Raw genomic sequence first — 20,250 nt, 5'->3', positions numbered from 1 at the left:
ACATTGTTTAATTGTTACGGGCACGACTTTGCGCGTGCCGTTGTTTCATGATTGAAGGTTGCGCCTTGTCCCCTCTCTTAGATTGTGCGCCGGACGTGTTGATTTCCGCTGAGAAAGGGGCTTCAGTGAACGAGGTGTCGGCGAAAAGCCTCTGCAACGACATGTGCGCGATTGTTAACCCCGAGTTTTCTCATTACAGTTTTGAGATAGGACTGGACTGTTTCCGGTGTATATCCCAATCGGTCAGCGGCCTCCTCCACGGACAGACCATCGCAAATCGCTTGGAGGGAAACGCGCTCCCCTTGAGTAAGACCGAGATGCTGGTTCATTGCGGCGAGCTGTTCATTTGAGAGCTGATCGTGAGCCTGCCGGGCAACCGCTAAGAGTATCAGACGTTCGTCTTCCGAAAACGGTGTTTGACGTGTGAACGTTGCCGCGCCGTACATCCGATTTTCATGACACAAGGCAAACGACGTTCGCGGCGCGATCCCATAGAGTTTGCAAAATCCATAAATCTCAACGCCCTCTGGGCTTGATAGCTCCTCGGCAGACAAATCATGGCAACTCGTCACCGGATTGTCTGGCGAGAGTCGTCTTGCCACGGGGTCGCGCTCGACAAGTCGCCGCTCCAGATAGGCCTCGATGGCCTCTACTGGAAGGTTACTCGCCAGGAACACACCCTTCCCGATGCCAAAGCCCTCGTAATTTAGACCGGAAATCGCGAAATGCTCAAAGGGTACAAGCTGGCGCAGGCGCATTAGAAGCGGATACTCGGCCCTCGCCGTACCAAAGGCGCTGGAACGAGTCTCAAGCAGGGCCTGAAGCTCGATATCCGAAGTTCGCGCCGCTACGTAACTGGGCATCTGTGTGATCCATTTAGGAGAAGGTCGCCGCCTCCATTATCGCAAACAATCAGTGGCTTCAACACCTTGGCGTTTGCTGCGGCGCAGCGCAACCCCAGATTTGGGGGCGCTTCATTAACGCGGCGATAACCTTATTGTTTAATATCAGTGCTTTCTTTTTGCGCTTCAAATGGGGACAAGCGTGCTGAAACTTGCCGACCGCATCAATGCCCGACTGAGCATCGTCACCCGCATGTGGCTTCTTGGCGCTTTGATGGTTATTCCTGTCATCGTTACAGGCGGGTTCCTGTTCAGGGCCCATTTGAACACCATCGATTTTGCGCGCTCAGAACTGTTCGGGACGGAGGGCCTTGCAGTTGTATGGCCACATATGGCGACAAGCGCGCACAATACGTCAGAAACCGCACCCGTCGCGCAGACGCTGCCCGCAGGCGTCGAGGCCATTTTATCTCCGGAGGCGTTCAAAGAGCTTGAAACCCTGCCTGCGTCCGAACGGCTGCAAGCTTCAACCGGCCTATTTCAGGACGTCGCCGACAAATCGAGCCTAACGCTCGATCCGGATCTCGACAGCTTCTACATCATGGACTTGCTTACGACAAAACTGCCCGCCGTTCTCATAGAAGGCCGAGCGCTTGCGCAAGACGCTGGGAGCAATACCGCCATATTCGATGCTCAGCTTCGAGCCCTCAAAGCATCCGCAACAAGGACAGCGGCTGCTCGCCCCGACAAAGTCGTCCCCCGCTCGCTTGCGGAGGCCCTTCAGAGCTTCGACACTGCGGGTGAGGCATTCGCCAAACAGCCCACACCGGAAACATGGAAAGCCGTCGTCAAGGCATCGGAAGCGGTGTTCGCAGAGGGCAATGCCGATCTGGCGGCCCTGCTGGAAGACCGCATTGAACGGGAATGGGGTCGGATCTGGATTGAAGTCGGATCGTCTGCGGCCATCCTGCTACTGGCCCTTGGACTTACCCTCGTGATAGCCTCCGGGCTCTCCCGCCGACTTCGCGTCTTGTCTGGCGCACTGGACTCGCTCAGCAAAGGTAAAGACGTCGGAACCATACCGTTCCAGGACGACAGGCATGAGACGGGTGTCATTGTCAGTACGCTAACCGCTTTTCGGGCCAATCTCGAAGAGACGGAACGCATGCGGACGGTCCAACACCGCCTCGAAGAAGATGCTATCAACGAACGCCGGGCGGCCATGCTTGAACTGGCCGATACATTCGAAGCCACGGTGATGACGATTGTGGATCGTCTGGGAGCCTCGGCTCAACGGCTTCGAGCGGTCTCAGAAAGCCTGGCTGTCGTTGCCGAGAACACGTCCTCGAACAGTGATCTGGTGGCGAACAGCATGGAGGGCACAAGCATGAGTGTGCAATCCGTGGCTGGCGCGACCGAAGAAATGGCCGCCTCGACGCAGTCGATTGCCCATCAGGCCCAAACCGCCGCGGTTGCAGCCGAGAGTGCCGCCGGAGAGGCTGATCAGGCCATGTCGGTCATGTCGGAGATGCAATTGGCGGCGGAGCGCATTGGTACGGCGGTCGAGCTGATCGCCAGCATCACATCCCAGACCAACCTGCTGGCTCTGAATGCGACCATTGAGGCCGCGCGAGCTGGCGAGGCTGGGAAAGGGTTCTCGGTCGTTGCCGCTGAAGTAAAGGCACTTGCCCAGCAAACTGCCAAGGCCACAGAGGAAATCACAAAACAGGTCGAGGGCGTTCAGTTCGCCACCCAAAATGCGGGTGCAGCAGTGGCGGCTATTTCCGAAGCCGTACTGCGGATGAAAGGTATCTCTGAAGAGATTTCCCACTCCGTGGGAGAACAGACCTCTGCGGTCAGCGAGATTTCCCAATCCACCCAGGAAGTCGCAGCCACAACGTCGCGCATTACGACAGCGGTGAACGAGGTGTCTCAGTCTGCGCGGGATACTGGCATCAAGGCGAGGGATTCGTTTGACGAGATCGTCGAGCTGTCTAACCAGACGCTCAACTTGCGAAAGGTTGCGAGCCAGTTTCTGCAGGATATCAGAGCAGCTTAAGGAGTGCGTGGCGCTACGTCAGATGACGGACACGGCAAACGATCGTCCGCCCAAAATTTCACGATCAATCTCAGACGATCGATGCTAAAAGTTCTGATAAACACCAATAAGTTGCACGAGATCCGCATGATCGGCTCCTGTCGTTAACGAAAGGCTTTGAATGGAGTAATCCATTTGAAAGAGCATCGCTCGTGCCGCGTCATGGCGGATGAGACTTAGTATCCAAAAGAAGGCAGCGAACCGAATGCCGCAAGTTACTTAGGTGATGCGGTGCAAGCTGGAGGCAGGATTTAGTATCATGCCGCATGCAGTTAGCTTCACACTATGTTCCCCGCAGGTGTATTCAATAATCAGCGCACACCCGAATTTCTGATCCTTTCAATTGTCGCATCGCGTTATCAACATGTGTGCCAAATTGCTTCCCGTCGTAGATAGACGCACTCGTATTTCAGCGAGCGCCAAAGCCGCTCGATAAGAACAGTGTCAAGCCTGCGTCCGCGTCCGTCCATGGACAGGCGGACGCTGGCGTCACGCAAGAGCTCTGTGAACCTCGGACTGGTGAACTGGCTGCCCTGATCGGTATTGAAGATGTCTGGTCGACCGTGTTTCGCCATCGCTTTTTCCAGGGCCTCGTTGCTGAACTCGACATCCATCGTATTGCTGAGCCGCCAGGCCAGGACCTTGCGGCTGAACCAGTCCATGATGGCGACGAGGTACAGAAGCCGCGGCGCATGAGGATGTACGTACACTGCGACGAAATTATTGTGCTCTGCGCCCGCCACATCGGCCGGGAATCTAGTTGCAAACGCGTGACACTTCTGTGGGCAAAAAAGGGATTTACCAAAGGGTAGACAAGGATACGCGCGTACAATCTGAAAGATTGTCATAATGGCTGGAGATCGCCTTTGTCGGGTATAATTGTAACAGTTGCGTCATGTATAATTTTCTCACTTTTTTATAATAAAAATTTAGGGACAAGACGCTCGACCCAAGATTATAGACAGCCGTTTAACGTAGCTCTCATTCCCATTTCAATTTTTATACCCGCTGTTTTTCAGTTAATAAATCATAAACGCTTTGAATTTCAAGATTCATCAAATTTATCATTTCTCGTAATAGCAACATTTTTTGCTGATGGAATTTCTCGCTTATTAACAGGAAACAGATGCGAAAAATCGATAATAAAAAAAATGGTTCTATTTATATCCTATGGAGTTTTATTTTTATCATGCGCCGAAATTATTTTTCATGTAACTAAACTCGTGATTATATTGTCGACCTACGTTTACGGCGGACCTGAATTGATTTCGATTACCTGTGCTGCTGCGTTAGCATCTTTTTATATTATTTTTCCTATTAGACGTCTGCAGCACGGACTTTTTGTGGCTAGCGGACTAGTTTTTTCATTAGGCTGCGCTCTCACTTTATTGATAAATAAAATGGAAATAAATACGAATTTTTTTAAATTTGAAATACTTCATTATTATTATTTGGAAATTCCGATCCTGTTGCATTCCCTGAGCATAGGCGGTTTGTTTGCTACAGCACTTCTTAGCCTTTGGTATTTTCGTGGAAGAGTTGATGGGCCTGCGCACTGGACAGGTCGCGACGTCAGAGTAATGGCTGGCGCCATCTCCAGTTTTGCTGTGACGCTCAGTGCGTATTTTAAATGGAAAGGCTCTTCATATTCAAACGTCTATGCAATTCCCATTTTAGAACCCTTCTTTGTTAGTGCAATATTTCTTTTTTTAGTGGGCGCGTTGTCGAGCTTCATTGACTGCGCCGTTGAAGCTACGCAGGACGCATTTGGGCTCGATCTAGACATCCCTGGGAGCGCTCTGCGAGGAGGTATATTTGCGGCCGCACTATTGCTTGGCACAATTCCAATATTTAGCGCGGGAAATTGAGTGTAACCCAAATGCGAAGGAGATCGTTGAGATCTTGGTGCGCGGCGGTCGCAGCCTGAAGGTGCCGGCGGATCTGGATCGAGGGCTTTTGTCGTCATTGATCGCGTGCGTGGAAGCGTCATGATCGGGCCGTCGGGGGAATGTGAAGGTCTACCTGGCGTGTGGAGTGACGGATACAGCGGTGCACATGCCGAGTGCTAGCCCAAGTAATCCGACGTCAAGGTGTTTCTCTCACCCCCCAGCACCAGCCTCGACCCTCAATGGCAACAATCGCCCTGACCGGGTGTTTCTCTACAGTTGACCGCCGGAGCGGACTGAGCCGTGGATAAAGCGTGAGGTAACGTCGACAATGGCAGCCAGATCAATTCCATTCGAACCTGTCGTATCGCAACCCTTCATTAACGTCACATTTTAATAAACTCGAAACAGCACCTCACGTATCATCGTTATTCAGTGAGTGAGGGCAAAGAAATGCCTGGTGTAAACAGAGACTACTTACATACCGCAGGGAACAGGGAAGACCTTATACTCCACATTCCCCGAGAGGACGCCGCTTATATCGTTGAACGGTTACGCGAGACCCGCGCAGCAGAGCTGCGTCGGGCGTTTATCATTGATCTCGCGCCACTTTGCGACGTTTTGAATGAAAAGTGGGATCGTAAACAGCCTTTTGTAGTTGATCTCCTGATTACAACCTTCAAAAAGAAACATCCCGAACCAAATTGGTGCCTTCCGTTATCAGAGCACTTATTTTTATGCGTGATGCCGACCCTCGGCGAAAATGCCGGAGCCCGTGCAACGGCCGACCTGCGTCAGGCTGTTGTTGACCATTTCGTGGGCAGCGTTGATGAGCCCCCCAGGCTGTATTGGGTGACGGTAACCGACACGGACCGTCTCTATCTTCATGCGATGACGCCCTTTGGATTTTACGATGCCAGCGACAGCAGTGAGGCTTCTCAACACGGCGGTGCGCAAAATTTTACAGATTCAACCGCTGTTAGAACTCACAAACACGGTGCTTTGTGGAAAGTGGCTGAGACCCCGTATCGCATACTTTGCACACTTGAGCCTCTTTTCGAGATGCGTAAATTGACGATGATAGGTCATAGGCTCAAGGTCACCGTCCTACCCCTAGATAGCAACAGCGCTGTAGACCGGAAGCAGTTAGCTAACCTCGACTGGTCGATACGTGAGCGTATAGACATCGCCAATTTGCAGTTAGGCATAAGTCAGCTCCGGGCAAAAGCGCCTGATCAACGACGTATGGTCATGGTTGTCCCTGCCGCCTTTTCGACGTTTTCAAGCACTCGTGGGCGCGCCAGGATGATTACAGAAGTGTCCAGGGGTTGTAAGGAGCTCGGGATTAGATGCATTTTCGAAGTTAAAGACATCGACGGCGTACCGACGGGTCGGATGTCAGAGATTGTTGCTATGCTGCGACCGTTCTCAATGACCTGCATCGGCAGCGTAAAGGCCAATCCCAAATCTATATCGGGCGTCAAGGATTGCGGCCTCGGTGGCGTAAGCGTCTGTATTGACGCAGGCGAAACCGACGACACTGAACTTGAGAGCCAGCTGTCACTCCTGAGCGCAGCGGCGCGGATCAGTGCTGGCGCTTGCATGGTTGAAGGATTTCAGTCTCTTCGACAACTGGCAGTCGCCAAGGTAGCGGGAATAAGTCACGCGAGCTTACAGGCAGAAGTAATGTGAGCTCTTAAGGAAGGCCGGAGAACAAAATGCCAAATGTCATCGTTCACACATGTCTAATCGTCGACGACAGCCGAACTGTGCGAAAATATGCGCGATCAATTCTCGAACATCTGGCGTTCGAGGTGAGCGAGGCGCGCAATGGGGCACATGCCCTTCTTTTGTGCGAACGTAATATGCCCGATGCGATCCTGTTAGACTGGAACATGCCTGTTATGGACGGCCTGACGTTTTTAAAGGAATTGAGAGGACTGGGTTCGATCAAACAACCACGAGTGGTCTTTTGTACGACCGAAGGGGACATGGTACATGTTAGCGACGCGCTCTGCGAAGGCGCGGATGAGTACATCATAAAGCCTTTTGATGATGCAACCGTTGCGCACAAATTCCGACAGATTGGCTTAGTTTAGGCGCCATCCTCCAATGGCGATCAACCGCGAGGCCGCCGCCGGCATTACTGGCAGTTTCCGACCTTTGGGTCGCAAGAAACTTCAAGACCTCGTGATGTAACGGTCATGTCAAGGCTCATTGCGGCAGCCCATGCCGCACATGCGCGGCGGTCATGAACACGCGCTTGCCCCGCGCATCAGTCGGTAACGAGGGCTCGATCCGCTCCCATTGTGCATCGGAAAACCAAAAGAAAGCAGCCATCTCACCCTCATGGACGAAGGATTGAATCACGACATCCCACTCATGAAAACCCGCTTATTGGGTCCAGACGGTAATCATTACCCCTTTGCGCCAAGCGAACAAAAAGACGACGAAATGGGTTCAGCGTGTCATTATTGCCATCTCTCGAAGAGGGATCTGAGACTCAGCTAACACTTAGGCTCAAGCAGTAACATCCAATTAACAAAACGGCGTTACGTTGCCAGGGGGTTAACCTTAGCATTGAAGTTGCGATGGCGAACACAGAACTCCAAAAATCCGCGGCAATGGCCTCGATTGGTGTCATATTCACTCTACTTACTTTCTGCGTAGCACTTACGCCTAAGTCGAGCGGGCCCGTAGCCGTTATCGCCAATCCACTCTCATCGAATGCAGATTTCGACGTCATAGACGTGATATTGCAGGCTGATGGAGAGCTGATTTCCGGCACCCCTTCGGGTCGGATAGTCATTGCGCAATCGAAATCTCCTGGTTTTGTGATCCGCCTCTACAAACATGGGGCGTTTCTGGTTTTCAATCCCCGCGTTCTCGCCGGTTGCCAAAGGTCATAGATATGAATCTTCTAAATTCCCTCAGAAACCGGTTTGGCGCCGCCTTTATAGCCTTTCTTTGGATCAACGTCGTAGCAGTCGCCGCTTTGCCAGTTGTGTTCCGCACGGGTGCCTCACTCCTATTTCCTTTCGCTATCGCTTGTGCTGTCACTGGGTTGGCGACCTTCCTTTGGTGGCAAGATCGAACGGGCCCGCAGTCCCGCATGGTTAGCTCCATGGCCTTGGCCGTTCTCGCTTGTGAACTGGTCTACGTATTCGACGGTCACGGGTACCAAGTCGACATGCATATGTACTTTTTCGCCTCGTTGGCGCTGGTGGCCGGCTGGTGTGACTGGCGCGCCTTAGTTGGTTACAGCGCTATCGTGGCTGTCCATCATTTGGGGTTGAATTACGTCATGCCGACGGCAGTTTTCCCGTCGAGTAGCCCAGATCTCGAGCGTGTGGTCATACACGCCATTATCCTCGTAGGGCAAACAGGCGTCCTCGTATGGATCGTGCGCACACTTCAGCAAAGCTTCCATGACGCGAGCGACGCGCTGGACAGTGCGCGGGCCGCAGAAGCCGAGACGAAGGCGATGTCGCAACGAGAAGCGGCAGTAAAAGAAGAAGAGATGCGCCAAGTCCTTCGACGTGATGAGTTGGCCAAATCCCTGATCGCTCAAGTGCAAAATATGACGAAGGGCTTCAATCAAAACGCACACGAAATCGCTCAGGCCGCGAAGGGCCTCAGCGGGGCGGTACAGGAGACCACACAGACAACCGCAAAAGTAACAACTTACGCACAGGCAGCCGCCAGAAACGTCAACACCGCTGCCTCGGGAACCGGAGAGCTTGCTCATTCCATTCAGGAAATCAACACTCAGGTCGCTCGCTCCGCAGAAATAGCAGGGTCAGCAGCTACCGCCGCTTCCGCGACAAGTGAAAACATATCCGTTCTGACAGATGCAGCTTCAAGGATTGGCGATGTGATCGTACTAATCCGCGAGATTGCAGCGCAAACCAATCTACTTGCTCTAAACGCCACGATTGAAGCCGCACGGGCGGGCGATGCAGGCAAAGGCTTCGCGGTCGTCGCGACCGAGGTCAAATCGCTGGCGAATCAGACCGCACGTGCGACCGACGAGATAGCCGCAAAGGTGAACGAAATCCAATCCGCTACCACGGTAACCGTCAGTTCGATCGGCGAGATCGTGCAAACGATCGAACTTATCCGTCAGTCAACGACCGCTATAGCCGGCGCCGTTTCTCAACAAGGTACGGCCACGCAAGACATCGCTGCGAGCACGGTCGAGGCCGCGAATGGAACGGTCGAGGTGACCCAGCAGATCGCTACTATCTCGGCAGCGGCTCACGAAACAGGCGCCGCCGCAGAGCAACTGAGGGCTCTTTCGGACGATCTCGCCCACCGTTCGACGGTTCTAGAGAGCGAAGTTGGCTCTTTCGTTGAAAAAATGCGCTCCGCCTCGTAAATCTTTCCCCAATCGCGTTTAACTTGAAGTTTGTAGGTGAGGGCCTGAAGGTCGCTTATCCTTGTAGCCGGGAAGCGGGCGGACTTGATCTGATCGAAGATCGTGCAGTCCGCGCGTTCAACCGGATGCGCGCCTTCCTTATTTAGCCGGGCATCACGGTCCGAGTCGGCGTACGAGCCTTACGCAACTCGCTGTTTGAGATTCTCGACACCCGTGCGGATGAAATCTCGCACCGGATGAGCCAACTGATCAACGGTCTCTATGAAAACTGGTTGTGGCTCGATGTACTCATCGAGACGTTGTCACGAGAGATCGAATAGATCAGCCAGAACGACGTCAACTGTCGTCGGCTGATGAGCGTTCCGTGCGTCGGCACCTTGATCTTTTCGGCATTTGTTGCGGCCAGGCTCCGCTCGGTGCAATGGGGATACCATGTATGCTCCACATCTTAGCCTTAGCTTCACAATGACGTAAACCAGTTGATGAACGCGTCCGCGTCCTCGTTCGCGCCATGGCCTGCATCCCAGTACATCGCCGAATTCACTGTGCGCTTGTTTGCATTCAGCGCCGCGGACAGATTTGCGACAACGGAGAGCGACGTGTCGGTATCCTTGGTGCCGACGCGTATCCACCAATGCTTAGCCGTGGACACGTCGGACTTTCCGATGAAGAACATAGGATTCATAAGGTTCAGTAAGTGCGGAATATCAGCGTCAATAGCAGGGGCGCCTGAGACGTGTTTTTGACTGAATGCCGTGAAATGTCTGGCCTTGGTCTTATCCCGACCGAACAGATTGTTTTCGCCCGCCGACAGGTCAAACGCGTCGAAAGCGGGAAGACCTTTTTTGCGAGCCCCGACGTGGGAAATATAATCAGACCAGCCAAAGCTGGCCTTTCCGGATTTCCAGCGAATATGAGGATTCTTGGCGAGATACGCGGCACGATCTTCTGAAGAGAGCTTCGACATGTAGTGTGTGGCCGCGGGCTGAAGATACATTTTGAGCAGATAGTCTGCATAGTTAGCCGATGTTAAAGGTCCAAAGCCACCAAGACCCTTGAGTTTAAGGGAGGACTGATAGGCGGCAAATCCGCTTTTCAACTGAACCGACAGGTTCTGATCCACCGCGGAACCCCTGCTGAGCGGGTTTGTGCCCCAGTTCCATTCGTAGGCCATATCGGCGTGTTCAAGGTCGGTGATCGGGCACCACGAACCGACCGCAAAGATTGCATCGCTGGCGTCCGCCGCGCCTATCTCCTCCAGATAGGGTGCAAAGAGAGGGCTATCGCCCGATGCCCCTAGCAAGGCGGACAAGGCACCGCCGGCGCTGGTCCCGGAAGAAACAATCCGATCCGTATCGCCTGGAATACGACCTTTGTTAAAACGCACGTATTTTACGGCTGCTTTCAGGTCCACAATCGCAGCCGGTGCCACGCCATAATAGTTTCCCGCAGCATCGGTCAGGGTCCGCCCGCGCGCGCCCGGCTCCACGACCGTCATCCCCGCAGCCAGTGCCAGATCGGCATTGGAAACACGCTTTCCTCCGGCGATCATAGCGTTCCCGCCACTTTGAACCTCAGCGCCTATCCCAGTCAGAGGTGCGGCTTGCGGTGAGAGTTGCATACCCATAGGCGGCAGACCTCTCATGGGTGCCCCACCGACGCCCGTAGCCTCTGCCACCGAGGACGGCATATAGCCACCGACAGAGTTGGAGAAAAGAATGGGGGAAGCTGAGCTGTCGACCGGCTTGCCATCTATGCTGACCGGAACGCTGATATTCAGGCTCTGATAGGTAATATCTACAGGCGCGGAGACGTAAGGAATGGCCTTATAGAAGCGATAGGCAACCACGCGATCTCCCTGCGCCGTCTGAATCGTTTTCGTCAGCTGTGTAAAATTATTGGTATCGAAAACGAGACTGCGTGTCTGAGCCCGCGCCCCGACCACACCCATGCCACTGAGGATACCTGTGGCAAGCGTGGCCTGCATGATCTGGCGTCGATTAGTCATTTCTGTAGTCCTGTCTGGAAAGCTTTTGGGAGAAAGACCTAGAGGCCTCGGGATTTAAGAGCGGCATCGAGGCGCGGGTAAACGCGGCGGGCATTTCCTTCGAAGACATTGTATTTGTCCTCAGGCGAAATCGCCAGAGCGTCGACATAGCGCTTTGTATCATCGAAATAAAAGCCGGTCTGCGGGTCGATACCGCGCACGGCCCCGACCATTTCCGACCCGAACAGGATGTTTTTCGTGTCGATAACTTCGAACAGCAGGTCGATGCCGGGCTGATGATAGACGCAGGTGTCGAAGTAGACGTTCTTCATGACATGTTCGCGCAGGTCCGGCTTCTTCAGCATGTCCGCCAGCCCGCGATAACGGCCCCAATGGTAGGGCACCGCGCCGCCGCCATGCGGGATGATGAGGCGTAAGGTCGGGAAGTCCCTAAACAGGTCGCCTTCGATGAACTGCATGAAGGCCGTGGTGTCGGCATTGATGTAATAGGCCCCGGTGGCATGGAAAGCCGGATTGCACGAGCCCGACACATGGATCATCGCCGGAACATCCAGTTCGACCATCTTCTCGAAAAACGGATACCAGTATCTGTCGTAAAGCGGCGGCGCGGAAAAATGCCCGCCCGATGGATCGGGATTGAGATTGCAGCCGACAAAGCCCATGTCAACGCAGCGTTCCAGTTCACGGATCGAGCCTTCCAGCGACACCCCCGGCGACTGCGGCAACTGACAGACCCCGATGAAATAGTCGGGATAGAGGTCGACCACCCGCTTGATCAGATCGTTGCATTCGACCGTCCAGCGCTGCGACACGCCCTCATCGCCGATGTGGTGCGCCATCACCGAGGCGCGCGGGGAAAAGATGGTCATGTCCGCGCCACGTTCCTTCAGAAGGCGCAACTGGTTCTTTTCGATGCTTTCGCGGATTTCGTCGTCGCTGATGACCGGGCCGTCGGGATCGGGCTTCAGTGGATCGCGGATCTTTGCCAATTGCCCGTCGCGGAAAACCTGAAGCGGCGAAGGTGCGGTCGTGTAATGGCCATGGCAGTCGATGATGAGGGGTGTTTCGAGGCTCATTGAGCTGCCTCCTCCTGAGTAAGTTGCGCCCTTATGGCGTCGAGCATGCTGATCAGATCGGCCTCACGCAGGGCCGAGGCGAAGGCGGGCATTTGCGCCTGAAGGTGGGCCGTGGCCGTGGCCATCAGGGCGGGAACCCCCGCCTGCTCCACGGTCTTTGCCGCCTCGAACATCTCTTCGGAGCGTCGCGTGCCGTGTTCCAGCGTCCGCGAAATCATATAGTGGGCATAGCCATGCCAGTCGGGATGCGGGAACAGGTTGTTGAGCGAGGCCAGAACCTCGGCCTCAACCCCGTGAAAACGCGCCGCCAGCAGGGATTCGGTAATCAGCGCCTCAAGCCCCTTGATCATCACGCTGCGGCACAGCTTGGTGGCGGCGGCCCGCCCCCAGCTCTCCGAGCAGAATTTCGCGCCCGCAAAGCCCAGTCCCTGAAGGACCGGCAGCACGTCACGGGCGTGCGGACCGCTGAGCAGTATCGGCGCGGCGATGGTCTGAGGGTGGATCGGCGACATGACCGAGGCCTCGAGAAACCGCCCGCCTGCGCGTTCGATGGCCAGTGCCGCCTCGAACTTGGTGCCGGGTGAGGCTGAGTTGAGATCGAGGTAGATGGCTCCAGGCTTAAGGCCACCGATAACGCTCTGGGCGGCTCTTACGGTCTGAGCTGCCGTCACCGCCGAAAGGATCAGGTCCGCGCCGTGGGCCGCCTCAACGGCTGTGCGTCCCCTGACAATTTCCATACGTGCGGCGGCCCGCGCGACAGGAGAACTCCCATCGGCAAGAGTCAGATCGAAGGTTTTCAGCGTCAGATCGGCGCGCGCCTGCAATGCCGCCGCCAGAGCCTGACCCACCTCACCGAACCCCAGAAGCAGGATGGTTTTCACGCTCATGCCGCATCCTCTGGCCACAGGGTTTTCGGCACGAGCACCTCACCGCGCATCAGCAGGCGCGCAGTCCGCAGCAGGGCCGAACGGGTGACCTTCAGGCCCGCCCCTTCGCCCGTCATCTCCATCTCGATGCTGAAAAAGCCGCTCGGGTGCTCGATGTCGAAGGTCTTCGCACCAGATATGCCTTTGCCCCCCGCGACCGAACCTTTGAGCGCCAGAGCCGTAGCGACGCTGACCGCACCCAGAACGCCGATAGCGTCATGCACACGATGGGGGATGAAGGTGCGGGTCGACACATCACCGCCCTCACGCGCCGGGGAAATCAGCGTCATTTTCGGCACCGACTTTTTTGTCACGTCGCCGAGGTTCATCAAGGGTCCGGCCTTGAGGCGGATGGCTTCGACGCGGGCACGGACCTCAGCATTGGCCTCGATCTCTTCGGGGCTCTCCACCCCGCTCAGGCCGAAGTCAGAGGCCTGCATGACCACGACTGGCATACCGTTGTCGATAAGGGTGACCTTCACGCCGTCGATTTCGTCCGTCGCGTTACCGGTGGGCAAAAGCGCCCCCGTGCTTGATCCCGCCACGTCGAGGAAGTTGAGCATGACAGGGGCATGCGTCCCCGGGACGCCGTCGATGCGCGCCTCACCGGCATAGGTCACGCGTCCGCCCGGGGTCTGGACCGTCGCTTCGGCAATAGAGGCGGTGTTGACCATGAAGATGCGCACCCTCGTCACATCGCCGGTCGCAGAGATCAGGCCGTTTTCGATGGCGAAGGGACCGATCCCGGCGAGGATATTGCCACAGTTCTGCTGATCGGTGACGATGGCCCTGTCCGGGAAGATTTGCAGAAACAGGTAGTCGATATCGGCGTCGGCACGTTCGGATTTTGACACCACGGCGATCTTGCTGGTCAGCGGATGCGCCCCGCCCACGCCGTCGATCTGACGCGGATCGGGCGATCCCATCGCCGCCAGAAGCACGGCATCGCGCGTTGCCACATCAGTGGGCAGATCCGCTTTGAGGATATAGAGCCCTTTTGAAGTGCCGCCGCGCATCAGGCTGGCCGGAATGGCGCGCTGACTCATTTCAGGTAATCCGCCTGTGAGACGTAGACCAGCCCCATATCCTTCAGCTTCTGGCGCATGTCGTAGATATCGAGACCCAGTTCGCCGTTCTCAAACCGCACCCGGCGCGCCTCTTCGGAAGCGGCGCGGGCATCGGCCCTGGCCGCAACTTCTGTGGCCTTTTCCAACGGCACAACGCAGACACCGTCTCTATCGGCCACGATCACATCGCCGGGACGCACACAGGCGTCGGCGCAGACGACCGGCACATTGACATTCCCCAGAGTCGCCCGCACGCAGCCACGGGCGAAAATTGCCTTCGACCACACTGGGAAGCCGATCTCCTGCAGGGTCGAAGTATCGCGGACCCCGGCATTGATGATCAGACCCCTCACACCTCTTGCCTTCAGCGATGTGGCCAGAAGATCGCCGAAATAGCCATCTTCACTCGGTGAAGTCGGCGTCACGACCAGAACGTCACCCGGCTGGCACTGTTCGACGGCGACGTGGATCATCCAGTTGTCGCCGGGCGCCAGCTCCACCGTAACCGCCGGTCCGGCGATCGCGGCGGGATAGATCGGCCGGATTGAAGCGGCCATAAGACCCTTTCGGCCCTGCGCCTCATGCACCGTAGCGACACCGTGGCGTTCCAGCGTGGCAACCGCAGAAGGATCTGGGCGTTGAATATCGGTAACAACAATAGGCATGTCTTCCTCTCCATCTCTTGAACCGTGGATATAATCGGGGCTTCGAGAGCGGAAATCGGAAGGGTGGAACTTGCTATAGGTTTTTGTTACTCTCTTCTGACGATGATCAAACTTCGACGCATTAGGGTGGCTTTAGCTATCAGACAGACTGGAAGCGCGGCGGGCGCGGCGGAGCGGTTACATCTGTCTCAGCCTAGCGTTACTGAGGCAATTGCCCGACTGGAATCGGACCTGGACACTCCCCTTTTTGAGCGATCCTCGAAGGGCATGAGGCCTACCGCCGAAGGGGAGGTCTTTTGTGCCCGCAGTGCAGAGGCATTCGATATTCTCAACGACGCGGCAAGACAGTGTGCCAAAGGCGCGGCACCTAACCCGACCTGGCCGCGTCAGGTAAACGAGCTCCACCTTAGAACGGTCGTCGCCCTTTCCCGAACCGGTCGCTTTACTCTGGCAGCACAAAGTCTCAACATGGCGGCGGCCGCGGTTCATCGCGCGGCGCGGGAATTGGAAACGCTCAGCAGACTCACCCTATGGCGACGCGCGCCCGCCGGCATCACCCTTACTCCCACAGGTGAGGTGGTAGCTCGGGCCTCGGCTCTTACCTTGCGAGGAATGGAACTCGCGCGCGAAGCTATGATGGAACAAAAAGGCGTGTTTGATGGCCAGTTGCGCATAGGCGTCCTGCCCCTTGCACGAGCTATCTGGGCACCTATGGCCATTGCCGCGCTTTTGGACACCTACCCTCGCGCACGCATCAAGATCATTGACGGCTCCTATGCCGAATTACGGCATGCCCTTCTCGATGGCGACGTAGACATGGTGATCGGTGCCCTACGGCCCGAAAAAGACGTTACCGACATAGTTCAGTATCCTTTGTTTTCGGATCCTTTATCCGTGATTGCCCGATCAGGTCATCCTCTGGCAGGGATGACAGCCGTCACCCCTGACGTTTTGCATACCCTGACATGGGCTTTGCCCCGACCGGATACGCCGGCACGACAGATGTTCAACGCCTTCTTTTCTCGTTATAACCTTAGTGCACCCTCCGAAACCGTAGAATGCGGGTCTTTGGCGGCTCTCAGGGGGCTTTTGAGCCTGACGGATATCGTCACGCCCCTATCCCCCCGGCAGGTACAGTTCGAACTTGAGGCTGGCTCTCTTGTGGTCATTGGCCCACCCCTTGAGGGTACGGAACGCTCGATAGGGCTGGCCGAGCGAAAGCACTTCCGCACAACCCAGCTTTATAACGCATTTAAGGCCGCCTTAGTCCGGGCTGCCTGAACGTCTTTCGGCTGCAACGGCTTTCAGGGTTTCAAGAAAGGCGGCCTGCAAAGAGCTGGGAAGCCAATCACGTCTGAATGTGATGCCGATGTCTCGTCTTGAGCCCGCTAGGCAACCACTCAAAGGTTGCAGCAGGCCCGCCGCCTGTTCAATCCGAAACTGATCGGCCGACATGAGGGCCAGCCAGTCACCGGCAAGAAGAAGACCTCTGGTTGTCAGTATGGAGCTGCATTGCACCGTCTGGGCCGGTCGGGAAGCGTGTTCAAACAGGCGCTCCCAATAAAGGCGCATAGGGGCACCGGGCGCTCCAATTACCCAAGGGTAACAAGACAAGGCCTCATAAGGGACAGGCTGGCCTTCGAGAGGATGCCCTTTGCGACCGACAATGTAGAGATCATCCTCAAAAAGGGTCACCTGTCTGATGTCAGGCAGGCCTTCGGTGCTCCGCAGCGCGCCGATTATCACATCAATCTCACCGCCCTGAAGCGCCGAAAGGTGCTCAAGATAAGGCCCCTCCAGAACGACAATCTCCGCAGCGGGCGCTATAGAATAGAAGCGCGACAGGGTTTGCGGCAGAAGAGCGGCTCTGGCCAGAGGCAGAGTCCCGATCGTAAGCCGCCCGGAATGCACGGAACTCAACGACGCAATATCATCGAGCCCGGCCCGCAATTCTGCCAATGCGAGGCGCACATCCCTGCCGAGGCGCTCCCCGGACACCGTAGGACGAAGATACTGCCCCACCCTGATGAACAGCGAAACGCCGAGCACCAGTTCCAGTTCACGTGTGGCCCGATGGATTGCTGGCTGTGACAACGAAAGCTGCCGCGCCGCCTCGCTAAAACTACCGAAGCGTTCGACAAACAGAAACGCACGAAGCTGAGTTGACGAAATATGTCGCTGTGGAAACGATAATGGCGAAAGGCGGCCCACTTTACGGATGTGGCTACAGCATTCTTCAATGCGGCTTAGGGCTCTGTCCACACGCGGCAAAAATATTTGACCGGCCGGGGTCGGCGCGCACCCTCCTCGTTCCCGATTAAACAAGCGTTGCCCTATCTGAAGCTCAAGCTTCGCTATACCTTGCGTAAGCGTAGGTTGCGATAGATTTACGACGGCAGATGCACGGCTAATCGTACCCAGGCGAGCCACCTCAGCCGCCGCTTCCAAATGCCGAAGATTGAATATACCCGGATCCCTCATAAACACCCTATAACATAATTCTATAGACTGTGCGCAAATCCGTTTTGCGTTTTTCTACGTTTCGCGTCAGCAGTAAGCTAACTTATAAGTCGGCGGCAAAGGCACCGCCGTCTGTCAGGGATACATCAGGCTCGCGCCCGGCACAGAGCGGCGCTATCCAAGACCTCGTGAAAGTTAGTCCTAATGGCTCAGATAATTGGCGCGATCGCCAGCTCGCATACGCCCACGATCGGTTACGCGCGCGACACCAATAAGCACGCCGACCCTGCCTGGAAGCCCATCTTTGATGCCTATAGCCCGATTCAGGACTGGCTTAGCGCGCGCAAACCCGATGTGCTGTTTTTCATTTATAACGATCACATCACATCTTTTTTCTTCGACCATTACTCCGCGTTCTGTCTTGGGGTTGATGACCAGTATTGCGTGGCTGATGAAGGTGGAGGATCGAGAGACTTGCCCGCGGTCAAAGGGCACGCCGCGCTTGCCCGGCATATAGGTCAAAGCTTGATGGCTGATGAATTCGATATGGCCTTCTTCCGCGATAAGCCGCTTGACCACGGGTGCTTTTCGCCCCTGTCAGTGCTGATGCCGGACACCCAGGCCGACTGGCCGGTTCAGATTGTTCCTCTGCAGGTAGGCGTTTTGCAGTTCCCGCTGCCGACTGCACGCCGTTGCTTCAAGCTGGGGCAGGCCCTGCGCAAAGCGATCGAGAGCTACCCTGAAGACCTTGATGTGGCCATTGTGGCGACGGGCGGTCTGTCGCATCAGGTTCACGGCGAACGGGCGGGGTTTAACAATCCTGAATGGGATGCGCGTTTTCTGGAACTGATCGAAAAAGACCCTGAACAGCTCGCGTCCATGACTCACGCGCAATATGCGACGCTTGGAGGCCTGGAGGGTGCCGAGGTCATCATGTGGCTGATCATGCGCGGGGCATTGCCCGAACATATACGCTGCGTACATAAAAGCTACTACCTCCCCTCGATGACAGGCATTGCGACAGCGGTTTTCGAGTCAGAACAGGATGAAGCCGCAAGTCCTGAAGCGCAAAGCGCGCAAAGGACGCATATCGCTCATCAACTCGCCGGCGCGGACGTCCTGGAAGGCACCTATCCTTACACCCTGGAGCGCAGCGCAACAGGGTATCGTTTAAATAAGTTCCTGCATCAGTTAATTGTCCCTGAGTTTCGCACCCGGTTTCGTCAGGATGAGGAAGCCTGTTTTGAAGCGGCGGGCCTCTCGGCTGACGAACGCGATCTCGTGCGGCGCCGGGATTGGCGAGGCCTCATTCATTACGGGGTAATCTTCTTTCTCCTTGAGAAGCTCGGCGCGGTCTGCGGTATCTCAAACCTCCACATCTACGCCGCCATGCGCGGAGAAAGCCTCGAAGCGTTCCAAAAGACGCGCAATCAGCAGGTCACCTACTCGGTCGCCCCCAAGCTTTAGGCGCAAGCCCCTTATCACTATTCAATCAAAAGACCTCTCGATGGTTCGAAGAGGTAACGGAGACGCTTATGGAAGATCCCCGCTCAATCATTGCGCGTGAACCCATGCATTTTCGCCAGATTCTGGCGATTGGCATAGCTACCGCACTCAACGCTCTCGACGGATTTGACGTCCTCTCGATCAGCTTCGCCGCCCCCGGTATTGCAAAAGACTGGGGCATTGATCGCGCGGCGCTGGGGGTGGTGCTGTCCATGGAACTATTCGGCATGGGCATTGGCGCCCTTTTGCTGGGCGCCCTTGCCGATCGTCTTGGCCGACGTCCGACGATATTGACCTGTCTTGTGATCATGGGTTCAGGGATGGGATTGGCATCGATTGCTCAGGACGTCGTGAGTTTGTCGGTGTTCCGCCTTCTTACCGGCTTGGGTATCGGCGGTATGTTGGCAGCGACGAACGCTGTGGTGGCCGAATGCTCAAATGCCCGACGCCGCAACCTGTCCGTAGCCATCATGACCGGAGGATATCCGATCGGCGCCATACTTGGCGGCATGCTGGCATCCTGGCTCATGAGTATCTCAGGGCGCTGGCAGACGGTTTTTGAAATCGGTGCCGTCATAACCTTTGTCTTCATTCCTGTCGTTTTATGGCTCGTCCCGGAAACCATCGCCTTCCTTTTGCACAAACGTCCAAAGGGTGCGCTTGAAAAGATCAATAAGAGCCTGAAACGACAAGGGCGCGCGGCTCTGGACGCTTTGCCCCCGCGCGAGGTGCAGACATCCAAGGTGAGCCTTCTGGCGCTGCTTAAACCTGACATGGCACTGATTACCCTGCTTCTGACAGTCGCCTATTTCGGGCACATGATGACCTTCTATTTTCTCGTAAAATGGATCCCCAAAATTGTTGCGGACTTCGGGTTTGCGCCGTCTCTGGCCGGCAGCGTACTCGTCTGGGCGAACGTAGGGGGTGCCACAGGTGCCTTCACAATGAGTCTGCTGACACAGAAGATCGGCGTACGCAAACTGGTCGTCAGCGCCATGTTGATGGGCGCTATTACAGTGACGATCTTTGGGCAGGGCTTTCACACCCTGGCCGCCTTATCCGTGGTGGCGTGTATCGGAGGCTTTTTCACCAATGGGGCAACCGCAGGCCTCTATGCGGTCATCGCGCAATCCTTTCCCGCATCTTTGCGTGCAGGCGGAACCGGTTTCGTCATCGGCATAGGGCGGGCGGGAGCAGCTCTGGGGCCGATTCTGGCGGGTCTGTTATTCACGCAGGGATGGCTATTGCCTGCCGTGGCCCTGGCTCTTGCTTCCGGAACAGCCGTCGGTGCCCTGGTGCTTACCCGCGTCCACTACCGTGAACAAACCGTTGCCTGAT

At 55.9% G+C, this 20,250-nt stretch carries 17 protein-coding genes and 1 pseudogene; 8 read left to right on the top strand and 10 right to left on the bottom strand.

Translation table 11 applies throughout. The annotated features are described in order from the left end of the window. Positions 1-122: 122 nt before the first annotated feature. Positions 123-863, bottom strand: a complete 741-nt coding sequence (locus ACK8OE_RS17120) for a response regulator transcription factor (RefSeq protein ID WP_410273572.1) — start codon at positions 861-863, stop codon at positions 123-125. Between the two features lie 181 nt (positions 864-1,044). Between ACK8OE_RS17120 and ACK8OE_RS17115 the strand changes: the two genes are divergently transcribed. Further along, positions 1,045-2,901 carry a methyl-accepting chemotaxis protein gene (locus ACK8OE_RS17115; protein WP_410273571.1) on the top strand — a complete coding sequence of 619 codons (1,857 nt, stop codon included), beginning with the start codon at positions 1,045-1,047 and terminating at the stop codon, positions 2,899-2,901. A gap of 84 nt (positions 2,902-2,985) precedes the next feature. On the opposite strand, the gene ACK8OE_RS17110 is transcribed toward ACK8OE_RS17115, so the two are convergent. Beyond that, positions 2,986-3,111, bottom strand: coding sequence for a hypothetical protein (locus ACK8OE_RS17110; RefSeq protein ID WP_410273590.1), 126 nt, complete (start codon positions 3,109-3,111; stop codon positions 2,986-2,988). 218 nt (positions 3,112-3,329) lie between these two features. Further along, positions 3,330-3,646: pseudogene (locus tag ACK8OE_RS17105) on the bottom strand (transposase); the annotation flags it as partial. 160 nt (positions 3,647-3,806) lie between these two features. On the opposite strand from ACK8OE_RS17105, the gene ACK8OE_RS17100 reads away from it, so the two are divergent. The 3 genes from ACK8OE_RS17100 (at position 3,807) to ACK8OE_RS17090 (ending at position 6,925) form a co-directional block, all read left to right on the top strand. After that, entirely contained in the window at positions 3,807-4,808 is a 1,002-nt protein-coding gene (locus ACK8OE_RS17100; protein WP_410273570.1) for a hypothetical protein, read from the top strand. Between the two features lie 471 nt (positions 4,809-5,279). Then, entirely contained in the window at positions 5,280-6,518 is a 1,239-nt protein-coding gene (locus tag ACK8OE_RS17095) for a hypothetical protein (protein ID WP_410273569.1), read from the top strand. A gap of 26 nt (positions 6,519-6,544) precedes the next feature. Next, the gene (locus ACK8OE_RS17090) at positions 6,545-6,925 is read left to right on the top strand and encodes a PleD family two-component system response regulator (RefSeq protein WP_410273568.1); all 381 of its coding nucleotides are present in this window, start codon (positions 6,545-6,547) and stop codon (positions 6,923-6,925) included. Positions 6,926-7,040: 115 nt separating this feature from the next. Here the strand turns inward: ACK8OE_RS17090 and ACK8OE_RS17085 are convergent, their stop codons facing one another. Then, positions 7,041-7,166, bottom strand: a complete 126-nt coding sequence (locus tag ACK8OE_RS17085) for a hypothetical protein (protein ID WP_410273567.1) — start codon at positions 7,164-7,166, stop codon at positions 7,041-7,043. Between the two features lie 784 nt (positions 7,167-7,950). Here ACK8OE_RS17085 and ACK8OE_RS17080 point away from each other — a divergent pair. Continuing rightward, a complete protein-coding gene (locus ACK8OE_RS17080; protein WP_410273566.1) occupies positions 7,951-9,204 on the top strand; it encodes a methyl-accepting chemotaxis protein in 1,254 nt (417 codons plus the stop codon). A gap of 460 nt (positions 9,205-9,664) precedes the next feature. Here ACK8OE_RS17080 and ACK8OE_RS17075 read toward each other — a convergent pair whose 3' ends face one another. Genes ACK8OE_RS17075 through ACK8OE_RS17055 form a run of 5 tightly spaced genes read right to left on the bottom strand, consistent with a single transcriptional unit; the run spans position 9,665 to position 14,946 of the window. After that, a complete protein-coding gene (locus ACK8OE_RS17075; RefSeq protein WP_410273565.1) occupies positions 9,665-11,212 on the bottom strand; it encodes a subtype B tannase in 1,548 nt (515 codons plus the stop codon). Between the two features lie 38 nt (positions 11,213-11,250). After that, entirely contained in the window at positions 11,251-12,288 is a 1,038-nt protein-coding gene (locus ACK8OE_RS17070) for an amidohydrolase family protein (protein WP_410273564.1), read from the bottom strand. Then, positions 12,285-13,175, bottom strand: a complete 891-nt coding sequence (locus ACK8OE_RS17065) for a DUF1932 domain-containing protein (RefSeq protein WP_410273563.1) — start codon at positions 13,173-13,175, stop codon at positions 12,285-12,287. The genes ACK8OE_RS17070 and ACK8OE_RS17065 overlap by 4 nt, the downstream gene beginning before the upstream one ends. Further along, on the bottom strand, positions 13,172-14,260 hold the full coding sequence (locus ACK8OE_RS17060) for a 4-oxalomesaconate tautomerase (protein ID WP_410273562.1): 1,089 nt from the start codon (positions 14,258-14,260) through the stop codon (positions 13,172-13,174). The genes ACK8OE_RS17065 and ACK8OE_RS17060 overlap by 4 nt, the downstream gene beginning before the upstream one ends. Then, positions 14,257-14,946: a 4-carboxy-4-hydroxy-2-oxoadipate aldolase/oxaloacetate decarboxylase gene (locus ACK8OE_RS17055; protein ID WP_410273561.1), complete on the bottom strand. Its 690-nt coding sequence runs from the start codon at positions 14,944-14,946 to the stop codon at positions 14,257-14,259. The genes ACK8OE_RS17060 and ACK8OE_RS17055 overlap by 4 nt, the downstream gene beginning before the upstream one ends. 102 nt (positions 14,947-15,048) lie before the next feature. Here ACK8OE_RS17055 and ACK8OE_RS17050 point away from each other — a divergent pair, with 102 nt between their 5' ends. Then, complete coding sequence (locus tag ACK8OE_RS17050) at positions 15,049-16,227, top strand: LysR family transcriptional regulator (protein ID WP_410273589.1); 1,179 nt, start codon at positions 15,049-15,051, stop codon at positions 16,225-16,227. On the opposite strand, the gene ACK8OE_RS17045 is transcribed toward ACK8OE_RS17050, so the two are convergent. Continuing rightward, positions 16,210-17,427, bottom strand: coding sequence for a LysR family transcriptional regulator (locus ACK8OE_RS17045; protein ID WP_410273560.1), 1,218 nt, complete (start codon positions 17,425-17,427; stop codon positions 16,210-16,212). The genes ACK8OE_RS17050 and ACK8OE_RS17045 overlap by 18 nt on opposite strands. 183 nt (positions 17,428-17,610) lie before the next feature. On the opposite strand from ACK8OE_RS17045, the gene ACK8OE_RS17040 reads away from it, so the two are divergent. Together ACK8OE_RS17040 and ACK8OE_RS17035 are read left to right on the top strand one after the other, a co-directional pair. After that, positions 17,611-18,873 (top strand): gallate dioxygenase, encoded by a 1,263-nt coding sequence (locus ACK8OE_RS17040; RefSeq protein WP_410273559.1) that lies wholly within the window; start codon positions 17,611-17,613, stop codon positions 18,871-18,873. A 68-nt stretch (positions 18,874-18,941) separates the two neighbouring features. Then, entirely contained in the window at positions 18,942-20,249 is a 1,308-nt protein-coding gene (locus ACK8OE_RS17035; RefSeq protein WP_410273558.1) for an MFS transporter, read from the top strand. The last annotated feature ends 1 nt before the right edge of the window (position 20,250 follow it).

Origin of the sequence: Asticcacaulis sp. W401b (assembly GCF_046503825.1) — a bacterium.
Lineage (GTDB): Bacteria > Pseudomonadota > Alphaproteobacteria > Caulobacterales > Caulobacteraceae > Asticcacaulis.
Note: the sequence above shows the minus strand (reverse complement) of the source record. Positions and strands in the feature narration are given on the sequence as shown.